We start from the raw sequence: 3,252 nt of genomic DNA, 5'->3' as shown, positions 1-3,252 counted from the left end.
CCACAAGGTAAACGTTCATTATTGCGTATTTATATCGATAAAGCGGTAAGTGAAGATGCTGAGCCTGTAATTAATGAAGATGGCGAAGTAGAACTAGGCCGTGGTATTGGTGTACAAGATTGTGTGCGTGTAACACAACAAGTTGGCGCAATGTTGGATGTTCATGATCCAATTTCAGGTGAGTATTCATTAGAAGTTTCTTCACCGGGTTGGGACCGTCCATTTTTTCAGCTAGAACAGTTACAAGGCTACATTGGACAACAAATTGCTTTGCGTTTAATTGCAGCAGTAGAAAACCGTCGTAAATTTCAAGCAAAACTTATCGCAGTAGACCTTGAAAATGAAGAAATTCAGGTTGAAGTTGATGGGAAGCATGTGCTTGTGATCGACAGCAACAATATCGATAAAGCAAACTTGATCTATCAAGATTAAATTTATTTAAATTTTATAAGAAATCGGTAGGTGACTTATGGGCCGCGAAATTCTTACCGTTGTTGAAACGGTTAGTAATGAAAAAGGTGTTAGTCGTGAAGCGATCTTCGAAGCTTTAGAACAAGCTCTAGTTGCTGCAACGAAGAAGAGATTTTACGAAGGTACGCATGCTGAAGAAGCTCAACTTCGTGTAGAAATTGATCGTAAAACTGGTGATTACCGTACGTTCCGTCAATGGACTGTTGTAGCGGATGAAGATCATGAAATGCCGGCTTGCCAAGATGCAATTTCTGACGTTGATCCAGCTAAATGGTCAATTGGTGACGTGCGTGAACTCGAAGTAGAATCTATTGAGTTTGGTCGTATTGCTGCACAAATTGCAAAACAAGTTATCGTACAAAAAATTCGTGAAGCTGAGCGTGCTTTAGTTGCTGATGCATACGAGTCTAAAGTTGGTGAGTTAATTTACGGTGAAGTGAAAAAACAAACCAAAGATGGCTTCATTATCGACTTAGGCGACAACGCAGAAGCTTATCTTGCACGCGAAGAGATGATTCCAAAAGAAATTCTTCGTCCAAAACAACGTGTAAACGCTATTTTATATAATGTTAACCGTGAAGGTCGTGGCGCTCAGTTGTTGTTATCACGCGCTAAGCCTGAAATGTTAATTGCTTTAATGAAAAAAGAAATTCCAGAAATTTCTGAAGAAATCATTGAAATTAAAGCAGCGGCACGTCAACCGGGCGTTCGTGCTAAAATTGCAGTGAAAACAAATGATCACCGTATTGACCCTGTAGGTGCATGTATTGGTATGCGTGGTACGCGTATTCAAGCTGTACAACAAGAGTTGAATGGTGAACGTATTGATGTAGTGGTCTGGTCTGATGATCCAGCTCAATACATTGCTAGCGCATTAGAACCAGCTGATGTTTCAGGCATCGTGCTTGATGAAGATGCAAGAAGTGCCGACATTATTTTTGCAACCAGTGATCAATTAGCTCGTGCGATTGGCTCTCAAGGTCAAAACGTTCGTTTAGCTTCTGATTTAACTGGCTACAAACTCGACATGATGCTTGAAGAAGAGTATCGTGCTCGTCAGCAAAATGAAGCTCAGCAATATCTTGATATGTTTGTATCACGTCTCGATATTGAAGAAGATTTAGCAATGGCATTGGTGGAAATGGGCTTCACTTCTTTAGAAGAGATTGCTTATGTTCCTGCTGAAACTTTTGACGAAATTGAGCTTGATGCTGAGTTGGTTGAGTTATTGCAAAGTCGTGCAAAAGAAGCAGCCCTTACTGATGCTTTGAAACAGCAAGAAAATATTCAAGAACCGAGCGCAGACCTTCTTACTATGGAAGGCATGACTTCTGAGATCGCTTACTCGCTTGCCGCTCGCGGTATTATTACTGTCGACGATTTGGCAGATCAGGCTACTGATGATATCTCTGATATTGAAGGACTTGGTCATGAAAAAGCAGGTCAATTGATCATGAAAGCTCGCGAATCATGGTTTAACTAGGAGATGAAATATGACGGACAAGTCGATTAAAGAGTTAGCTCTCAGTGTAGGACGTCCTGTTGAGAAGCTCCTAGAACAGGCTCGTGAAGCAGGGTTGCCTCAACGTACAGCAGACGACATTATTACCACTGAACAACAGGATACTTTGGTCAATCACTTGAAAAAAGTTCATGGTCAGGAAAGTGGTAACACAGGAAAAATTGCGTTGAAACGTAAAACAACCAGTACCGCTAAAGTTGCAAGTACTTCAGGCAAAGCAAAAACAATTAACGTAGAAGTACGTAAAAAACAGGTTTTTGCTAAACCAAACCCTGAACAAATTGCAGCTGAAGCTAAAGCACGTGCAGAAGCCGAAGCGAAAGCACGTGTAGAACAGCAAACGCGTGAAACTGCCGAGCAAAAAGCGCGTCTTCAAACAGAGCAAAAAGCTAAAGCAACTTTAGATGCGATGCGTGCTGCTCATCAACAAGATAGTGCTGCACAGACAGCTCCAAAAGCTGCTGTTGTAGTGAAAAAGCGTGGTGGTGGTACAGTTAAACCTGCACCAAAACCAGCGGAAACTCCAGAACAGAAACGAGCTCGTGAAGAGCAGTCAGCTCAGTTAAAAGCAACTGAAGAAGCTGCACGTCGTAAAGCAGCTGAAGAAGCTCAGCAACGTACACTTGAACAAATGCGCAAAATGGCGTCTAAGTATTCAAATGACGATGCTACTACGACAATTCGTGTTATTGATGATTCTCCACTTGCTTCAGGTCTAGTTGGCCAAGCTTATGAAGATTCATTTAAGCAAGAAGACCGTGAAATTAAACGCGGTGGCGCAACCACTAACCCACGTGCTGGGAAGAAAGGTGGTCGTCGTGGTCAAGAAGAGCAAAGCTTTGTTAACCATAACAAACGTGGTTTAAAATCAAGCCAAGCGAATAAGCATGGATTTGAAAAGCCAGTTAAAAAGCAAGTTTATGATGTAGAAATCGGTTCAAGCATTGTTGTTGCCGATCTTGCTCAAAAAATGGCGATTAAAGTACGTGAAGTTATCAAAACACTTATGAAAATGGGTGAATTGGTTAATCAAGATCAAGCTATTGATCAAGACACAGCGGCACTTGTTGTAGAAGAAATGGGCCACAACCCTGTTTTAGTTTCTGATACACAAGCGGAAGATAACTTGCTTGAAGCAGCTGAAGAAGCTCGTGGTGAGCAAACAACTCGTCCGCCAGTTGTTACCATTATGGGTCACGTTGACCATGGTAAAACATCATTGCTTGACCGTATCCGTCGTTCGAAAGTAGCGGCTGGGG

At 41.9% G+C, this 3,252-nt stretch carries 3 protein-coding genes; all 3 read left to right on the top strand.

The annotated features are described in order from the left end of the window. On the top strand, positions 1 to 432 hold a 432-nt coding region (gene rimP, locus J655_RS23985; RefSeq protein ID WP_032053417.1), incomplete at its 5' end, for a ribosome maturation factor RimP. 37 nt (positions 433 to 469) lie between these two features. After that, on the top strand, positions 470 to 1,954 hold the full coding sequence (nusA, locus tag J655_RS23980) for a transcription termination factor NusA (RefSeq protein WP_002115134.1): 1,485 nt from the start codon (positions 470 to 472) through the stop codon (positions 1,952 to 1,954). A 10-nt stretch (positions 1,955 to 1,964) separates the two neighbouring features. Beyond that, positions 1,965 to 3,252: IF-2-associated domain-containing protein (locus tag J655_RS23975; RefSeq protein WP_032053415.1), on the top strand; the 1,288-nt coding region annotated here is incomplete at its 3' end.

It is taken from the genome of Acinetobacter sp. 1294243 (genome assembly GCF_000588015.1).
GTDB classification, from domain to species: domain Bacteria; phylum Pseudomonadota; class Gammaproteobacteria; order Pseudomonadales; family Moraxellaceae; genus Acinetobacter; species Acinetobacter pittii.
The sequence above is the reverse complement of the archived record's forward strand: the minus strand, read 5'-3'. Positions and strand labels throughout refer to the sequence as shown.